Genomic DNA, 8,652 nt, shown 5'->3' on the forward strand with positions numbered 1-8,652 from the left:
CAGCTTCCATAAACTCATCCAGATCACCATCCAGTACATCGTCCGGACTTGTGCTTTCAACACCGGTGCGCAGGTCTTTAACCAGCTGATAAGGCTGCATGACATAAGAACGGATCTGGTGTCCCCAGCCGATATCTGTCTTGGAAGAATTCACCTCATTGGCGGCTTCTTCACGCTTCTTCAGCTCTTCTTCGTAAAGACGCGCACGGAGCATCGACCAGGCCTGTTCACGGTTTTTATGCTGTGAACGCTGGGTCTGACACTGCACCACAATACCGGTGGCAATATGCGTAATACGAACCGCCGAATCTGTGGTGTTAACGTGCTGACCACCGGCACCGGAGGCGCGGTAAGTATCAATACGGACATCGGATTCCGACACTTCGACTTCAATATTATCGTCGATCACCGGATAGACCCAGATACTGGCAAAGGAAGTGTGGCGGCGGGCATTGGAGTCAAACGGCGAAATACGCACCAGACGATGCACGCCTGATTCCGTTTTCAGCATACCGTAGCTATTATGGCCTTTCACGAGGATGGTTGCGGATTTAATACCCGCTTCTTCCCCTGCCTGAACTTCCAGAACTTCCACCTTACGGCCGTCGCGCTCACCCCAGCGCGAATACATGCGCAGCAGAATGGACGCCCAGTCCTGACTTTCCGTACCACCGGCACCGGCATGAACTTCCAGATAAGCATCATTGCCGTCAGCTTCACCGCTGAGCAGCATTTCAATCTGACGCTTGTCGAGTTCCGCCTTGATCTCGCGAATACCGTTTTCCGCATCGGTGATGATGGACTTATCGCCCTCTTCTTCACCCATCGCGATCAACTCGATATTATCATCGAGCGAACGGGTCAGCGCCAGAATACTGTTAATGCTGTCATCCAGCTGCTGGCGTTCACGCATCAGCTTCTGTGCTTCCTGCGGGTCATTCCACAGGGTCGGATCTTCAGCACGGCTGTTCAGATATTCGAGTTTCTTCAGTGACTGATCCCAGTCAAAGATGCCTCCTCAGCAGGCTTATGGCCTGCTTGATTTCGTCAACCAAGTTCTCAATCTCGGCACGCATAGCTGCGGCTCCTTTGTCAGTCTTAATAATTTCGCAGTCAAACCTGAGCTTTAAATACAAAAGCATACAGGCATTTTTTCATGAAGCCTGTATGCTGATTGTGTTTAAGCCTGTCAATATTTCAGGCTCAGGGCAGGCTTAATAAAGACCGCCAGATCCGGAATTAATTGCCTTATTCGCCTGCGGCGATTGCGGCTGCACCGGTGAGCCTTCCTGGAAGCTGTCGGCACCGATCACAGAATAGCTGTCAGCTGGGCCTGTTCCCGGTTTAAAGGCTTCCATAATCACATCAGGGCCACCCGGCGTTGCACGCATACCGGTACGGCGGTTGATTGCAATCATGGTCATGCCTTCAGGCACACGGAAGTCCACTTTCGGCGCTCCCTGCATTGCCACGGTCATGAAATCCTTGAACACCGGCACAGCAAGGCCGGAACCTGTACCGCCGCGGCCGAGCGGTGCAGGCTGATCCATACCGAGATACAGACCGACAACCATATCCGGCGTGAAACCGACAAACCACGCATCTTTTTCATCATTTGTCGTACCGGTTTTACCGGCAATCGGACGGTTCAGGCTCAGCAGCATACGTGCAGTACCACGCTGAACAACACCTTCCATCATCGATGTAATCTGATAGGCGGTCATCGGGTCGAGCACCTGATCGCGCTCGTCAACAAGCTCGGGCTCTTCCTGATTGTTCCACTCTTCCGCATTACAATTCTGGCACTGACGCATATCATGCTTGAAAATAGTCTTGCCGTAACGATCCTGCACGCGGTCAATCATTGAAGGCGTGATCGAGCGTCCGCCATTGGCCATGATCGAATAGCCGGTTACCATGCGCAGCACAGTGGTTTCACCGGCACCAAGCGACATGGAAAGCACCGGCATCATCTTGTCATAAACACCGAAACGCTCTGCATATTCCGCAACGGTCTTCATGCCCATATCCTGTGCCAGACGCACGGTCATTAGGTTACGGGACTGTTCGATACCATAGCGCAGGGTTGAAGGACCGGAGAATTTGCCGGAATAGTTTTTCGGGCTCCAGACGCCGAGCGAACCGCCCTGGTCGACAGAAATCGGGCCGTCAAGCACCACGGATGCCGGCGTATAGCCATTATCCAGTGCTGCCGCATAGACAAACGGTTTGAAGGCCGAACCCGGCTGGCGATAGGCCTGCGTAGCGCGGTTAAACTCCGACTGCGCATAGGAGAAGCCACCCACCATAGACAGCACGCGGCCGGTATGCGGATCCATCGCAACCAGCGCGCCGGAGATTTTCGGCACCTGACGCAGACGGTAAGCATCGCTGCCCTCGCCTTTTTTCTCCACATAAATCACATCGCCGACCTCAAGCACACCTGCCGGTGATTTCGCTGTCGAGCGCTTGCCGCCGATATTCATGCGCATCGCCCATTTCATATCCGCAGCGGCAACGCGGCCGGTCGCCCGTTCTTCACTGATCTTGCCGGACGGATCACGGGCCGGCTGCAATCCGATTTCCAGCGCATCCGGTGTGGCGTCCAGCACAACAGCCAGATGCCATTCCGGCACGTCGGTCAGACCGGCAACTTCACCCAGTTCCTGACCCCAGTCTGTGCTCAGATTGAGATGTTTGACAGGGCCGCGATAGCCTTGCGCCTCATCATAACGGATGAAACCGTTATGCAATGTTTTACGCGCCATGACCTGCAATTGCGGATCAAGCGTTGTGCGCACGGAAAGCCCGCCTTCAAGCAGCGAAGCATTGCCGTAACGGGTTACAATCTGACGACGCACTTCTTCAGCAAAATATTCACTGGCAAACAGACGGCCATCCGCATTATGCGGCTTCACACCCAGCGGTGTTTCTTTGGCTTCTTTTGCATCCTCAACAGAAATATAGCCATTTTCCTGCATACGATCGATCACCCAGTTGCGGCGTTCAATCGCGCGCTGGGCATAACGATACGGATGATAATTGGCAGGGCCTTTGAGGAGTGCTGCAAGATAGGCAGATTCGCTGATGGTCAGTTCATTGACGGACTTGTCGAAATAGGTCAGCGCAGCACCGGCAATACCGTAAGCGCCCATACCGAAGAACATCTCATTGAGATAAAGCTCAAGAATCTGGTCTTTACTGAAAGTACGCTCCATACGCAGCGCAACAATCGCTTCCTTGATTTTACGGTCATAGGTCTGCTCGGAAGTGAGCAGCATATTTTTGGCAACCTGCTGCGTAATGGTCGACGCGCCCACAGGGCGACGGTCATTACCGGTCAGCTTGTTGACAATATTGGTGGAGACCGCACGGGTAAGGCCGAGATAATCCAGCCCGTGATGCTGATAAAAGCTCTTGTCTTCCGCAGAAACAAAGGCTGCTTTCACACGATCAGGAACCGCCTGAATCGGCAGGAACATGCGGCGTTCTTTGTAATATTCCGCCATCAGACTACCGTCTGCGGCATGCACGCGCGTTGTTACCGGCGGCTCATATTTGGCCAGCACTTCATAATCCGGCAAGTCCTTGCTTATGCTGCCGACATAGAAGGCAACGCCTCCCGCAACGATCAGCATCAGCACCGTTCCGATGCCGAAAAAATATCCGATGAGCCGTACCATATTTTATCCGGTGTCCGTTTCAGATTATCTGCTACATATCATTAACTTAGAGCATTTCACAGTCAAATTGGATCAATTTGACGACCGTGATAATGCGGCTACTAAAGAATCCAGAACGAATGCCGCGATCCAATTTGGACGTAATCCGCTCCGGTAAAAATTCACAGGCAATTTTAGCAGGCTTTGCAGCGTAAAATTGTTTTCAACCTGATGAACCCTTCCAAGCCATTCATCTCTGAGCCCTGACCTGAGCCCTGATCCGGTGTTAAACCAGACCAACAGCGTGGTAGTGAACAGCAAATACGTCAAAGACAAGATGAATTTACTGTTTTTAACTCTTTATTCATTTCTGTGACGCTTTTGACGCAGCTCTCACAGAATTTACGGCTGCGCCTGAACATTGTTGCGCAGCGTATAATATTTATCCACTGCATGGGAAATACGCTCCACCGCACGTTTGCGCCATGAAGCATCTTTCAGCAGTTTCTCATCATCTTTATTCGACAAATATCCGATTTCGACGAGAACCGAAGGAACATCCGGTGCACGCAACACCTGAAATCCGGCAAAACGATGAGGATTATTAATCAGATTAACCTTGCCCTGCAGAGATTTGACCAGCCCGTCAGCAAAATTCAGCGAAAAAGAATGCGTTTCACGCTGGGTCAGCTCCATGAGGATATCATGAACAACCGGCGCTTCTTCACTGTAAATACCCGCACTGGCATCAGAATTATTCTCGCGTTCCGCCATAGCTCTGGCCACATCATCCGATGCCTTGTCAGACAATGTATAGACCGTTGCGCCGCGTATATCCTTATGACGGATCGTATCGGCATGAAGCGAGATAAACAGATCCGCCTCATGCTGGCGCGCCAGACGCACCCGCTCTCCGAGCCGCAGGAAAGTATCATCCTCACGGGTCATGAGAACATTGATATTCTTGTTCTTCATGAGTTCATCACGAAGCTCGCGCCCGAAAGCAAGCGTCACATTCTTTTCCAGCGTGCCGCTCACACTTTCCGCGCCGCTGTCGATGCCGCCATGTCCGGGATCAATCATCACAGTAAACTGGTGGCTTGAGCCAAGCGTATCGCTGATGGCAGGAGATGCCCCGCCAGTGTCCGCATTTAATGAGGCCGTAGTCACTTTCTGATCGGCAAGAGCCTGCGCAAATTCTCGGTCGGAACTGGCAACAATATCAGCAACCATACGATAGCCGGACGAAGATTCGTTTTTTACAACTTCCAGTTTTTCAACTTTGAAAGGCCCTTTGGCATTGAGAATCAATCGCGACCGCGTCTGCGCAATCAATCCGTAGCGCACCTCGGAAATCAGACCGCGCGGTGTCAGTGATTCCTTGTCAAAACCGAAACTGGTTTCCGGCAGGTCGATCACAAGACGATGCGGACGCTCCAGAAGATGCGTCTCTACATTCGGCTCATTGTCAAACATAACCACGATACGGCTGCGCAGATCATCACCGGCCATTTTGAAGGTCAGTGCAGAGAGTTCAGATTTGCCGCCCTGCGCTGAAAATGCAGAATTTATCGGTATTATTGCCACAAAAGCCGAAAGCAGCGCCTGCCGCCGCAAAAACTTGCGAAAAGCCGGTTTTAAAGAAAAAAGATTGGCTGTCAGAATTCGTAAAAACATCGTCTCGATCAAATTATTGCAAAGCTGAGATTCGTTCAGATCCTGCACATAGTTTGCAATCCCCTGCCCGCAAATCAGCATTTACGAACACCCGCCCGTGATCGGGCATTATGATTGCCTTTGCGGCAGTTCGGTGACGTCTGAGCAGTTTCATTTCTCCTGTTTCAGAAAAACCACACTGCCTCACCCGCTCTTGCCGGATGCTGCAACCGCCCGTAACACAGATATGCTAGAGCTTTATCGTTAATGAAGCCTTTGCAAATTTCATCAAATCTGCCTCTGCATCCGGCATTCATGATTACAAAATTTCAATGCCATTTCCCGTCGCAACCGGCAACTGACAAAGCTGCGTGCACAAATCACGCATGAAATAAAGCCGGCTTAGATTCCGCCCGCCGTATCTTCACTTAAATCCCGTGTCAGCGACATCAGAAAATCACTCTAAAACATTGAGATAAATGTCGAAATTATAAAATTCATGCCTGATTAGTTTGAACGGAGTGTGACGCATTATTATATTCTGCTTGTCAGAGGGGCGATCAGGTCCTAAAAGCATTATCAGGTTACAGATCCGCCATCGGAATCATTCTCTGTCCAGCGTCCGGTTAACACCCGCGGACAGGCTCTTATCGTGGCAGATCAGCTCAGAACCTGACGTTACAACCGTCAGAAAACTGCAGAACGGCCGTTTGTGATAATTCTGATTTGAAAGATTATCCGGCGGCTCAGCGTAACTGAACAAGGATTCAGCACTGGCACGGTTCCCCCGGCCACTGCTCATAAAGACTGCGGACTATGTGAGAAATCATAATCGGCAATCTGTTATCTGCGGCATCACGCGTTGTAAGAAACGCAGTTTACAATGCCGCAACACTTTTGAATTGCTGCATATTTTATCCTTTGGGATTTGTGCGGCACTATAATCGGCCTGTTTATCAGGTCTTTCGAGGTCGTTTCGATCGGAACCGCTATGGGTCACGCAGACTTGACCATTGCCAGCCTGAAAATCGCGATTGCCGCAAGGCATCAGCGCGTGAAGACTGTACTCTGCGTTCCGGCGAACCTTAATTTATCCGGCAACCGCGAATATATACGAACCGGCGCTCCCGAAGCGTCTCCGGTTCCTCTTGATTTGCGTTTTTCCGCCGGAAGGAAAAACACTTATGTCGAACAAAATGCTTATCGATGCCTCCCACCCGGAGGAAACGCGCGTCGTAGTGGTGCGCGGTAACAAGATCGAAGAATTCGATTTTGAATCTGAGCATAAGAAGCAGTTAAAAGGCAATGTATATCTGGCACGCGTAACCCGCGTTGAGCCATCATTGCAGGCTGCTTTTGTGGAATATGGCGGCAACCGCCATGGCTTCCTCGCCTTCTCCGAAATTCATCCGGACTATTACCAGATTCCGGAAGCTGACCGTAAAGCGCTGCTGGAAGCAGAAGCCCGCGCTGCACGTGATGAAGATGATGAAGAGCGTGAAGAAGCACCACGCCGCAATCGCCGTGGTCACAATGACCGTCGCGGCTCCGGTCGTCACCGTCATCACAACAACAGCAGAGATCATGCTGCGGCACCGGCTGTACCGGCACCTGAATTTGTCGGCATCTTCGCTGCCGAAGCGCAGGAAGCCTATGCACAGGCATTGCTCAATGCCGCTCAGGAACAGGCAAATGACGATGCGGATGATAATGCATCCGTCATGGCTGCTTCTTCCGATCAGCCGGTAATCCGTGAAAAAGCACCGCGTAAACAGCACGCATCAGACAGTGACGACGATGACGATCACGATGATGAAGATGATCAGGTTGAATCGGTCGGCGCTGAAGATGCGATGGAAGAACTGCCGGGCAGCAACCGTGCGCATCGCAAGCACTACAAAATTCAGGAAGTTATCAAGCGCCGCCAGATTATTCTGGTACAGGTGGTTAAAGAAGAGCGCGGTAATAAAGGCGCAGCTCTCACAACCTATCTGTCGCTGGCAGGCCGTTATTCCGTACTGATGCCGAATACTGCACGCGGTGGCGGTATTTCACGCAAGATCACCAATATTCAGGATCGCAAGCGCCTGAAAGATATCGTCAAGGAACTCGAAGTGCCGCAGGGCATGGGTGTGATCCTGCGTACAGCCGGTGCCAACCGCACCAAGGCAGAAGTGCGCCGTGATTATGAATATCTGATGCGTATGTGGGATAATGTCCGCCAGCTGACCATGCAGTCGCAGGCGCCTGCCCTCGTCTATGAAGAAGGCAATCTCATCAAGCGTTCGATCCGCGATCTTTATAACAAGGATATCACGGATATTCTGGTTGCCGGTGAAGCCGGTTACCGCGAAGCCAAAGATTTCATGCGGATGCTGATGCCGACCCATGCGCGCGTCGTCCAGCCTTACCGTGAAACCACGCCGATTTTTGCCCGCAACGGCATTGAAGCCCAGCTCGACCGGATGCTGCATCCGCAGGTTACACTGAAATCCGGCGGCTATATCATCATCAACCAGACTGAAGCTCTGGTAGCGGTTGACGTCAACTCCGGCCGTTCAACCCGTGAAAATTCAATTGAAGAAACTGCATTGCAGACCAATCTGGAAGCCGCAGAAGAAGTTGCGCGCCAGCTGCGTCTGCGCGACCTTGCCGGTCTGGTTGTGGTTGACTTCATTGATATGGAAGAAAAGCGCAACAATCGTGCCGTTGAAAAACGCATGAAAGATTGCCTGAAAGATGATCGTGCCCGTATTCAGGTTGGCCGTATTTCGCATTTCGGTCTTCTCGAAATGTCGCGTCAGCGTATCCGTGCATCGGTTCTTGAAAGCACCATGCAGCCTTGCCCGCATTGCGCAGGCACAGGTCTGATCCGCTCGGATTCCTCGATGGCGCTTTATGTCATCCGCTCGATTGAAGAATTCCTGCAGCGCAATTCGCAGAACAATATTACTGTTCGCGCACCGCAGGCCACAGCACTGTATGTGCTGAACCACAAGCGCCACCTGCTTGCAGAAATGGAAAGCCGTTTCGGCCTGACAATTGAACTGCAGATTGATGAAACCGTTGGTCATCAGCATCTGGCGATTGATAAGGGCACACCGGCTGCCGGTCCTGTTAATCCGGTTCCGCAGACAATCCAGTTCATGCCTTATGACGAGGAAAATGATCCGGAAATCATCGATGTGGAAGATGATGCGGAAACCGAAGCAACATCAGGCGATGAAGATAACACACGCGACGATAATAATGACGACCGCAAGCGCAGCCGTCGCCGCCGTCGCCGTCGCGGTGCCCGTGAACGCGACAATTCGGAAACACAGGGCGAAGCCGC

At 51.8% G+C, this 8,652-nt stretch carries 5 protein-coding genes; 2 read left to right on the plus strand and 3 right to left on the minus strand.

Annotated elements, in window-relative coordinates:
* From prfB to A918_RS0112825, 3 genes are all read right to left on the minus strand, one after another.
* Positions 1 to 1,076, minus strand: a protein-coding gene (gene prfB, locus A918_RS0112810; RefSeq protein WP_156831440.1) for a peptide chain release factor 2 whose coding sequence is annotated in 2 segments (ribosomal slippage) — positions 1 to 1,006 and positions 1,008 to 1,076 — 1,075 coding nt annotated over the 2 segments. Because the reading frame shifts where the segments join, the coding sequence is not laid out codon by codon here. This gene is flagged as partial in the annotation.
* 138 nt (positions 1,077 to 1,214) lie between these two features.
* Positions 1,215 to 3,683: a penicillin-binding protein 1A gene (locus tag A918_RS0112820; RefSeq protein ID WP_022711452.1), complete on the minus strand. Its 2,469-nt coding sequence runs from the start codon at positions 3,681 to 3,683 to the stop codon at positions 1,215 to 1,217.
* A gap of 381 nt (positions 3,684 to 4,064) precedes the next feature.
* Positions 4,065 to 5,249 (minus strand): N-acetylmuramoyl-L-alanine amidase, encoded by a 1,185-nt coding sequence (locus A918_RS0112825; protein ID WP_370637822.1) that lies wholly within the window; start codon positions 5,247 to 5,249, stop codon positions 4,065 to 4,067.
* Here A918_RS0112825 and A918_RS22310 point away from each other — a divergent pair.
* Both A918_RS22310 and A918_RS0112835 read left to right on the plus strand, forming a co-directional pair.
* Positions 5,176 to 5,367 carry a hypothetical protein gene (locus tag A918_RS22310; protein WP_225684859.1) on the plus strand — a complete coding sequence of 64 codons (192 nt, stop codon included), beginning with the start codon at positions 5,176 to 5,178 and terminating at the stop codon, positions 5,365 to 5,367. The genes A918_RS0112825 and A918_RS22310 overlap by 74 nt on opposite strands.
* Positions 5,368 to 6,502: 1,135 nt before the next feature.
* Positions 6,503 to 8,652, plus strand: a 2,150-nt coding sequence (locus tag A918_RS0112835) for a ribonuclease E/G (protein ID WP_022711455.1), incomplete at its 3' end; no start/stop codon positions are given.

The organism is Pseudochrobactrum sp. AO18b (assembly GCF_000409565.1).
Lineage (GTDB): Bacteria > Pseudomonadota > Alphaproteobacteria > Rhizobiales > Rhizobiaceae > Pseudochrobactrum > Pseudochrobactrum saccharolyticum.

Excerpts from the sequence above, each read along its gene's own strand:
- A918_RS0112820 (WP_022711452.1), bottom strand. The coding sequence starts at position 3,683 with ATGGTACGGCTCATCGGATATTTTTTCGGCATCGGAACGGTGCTGATG.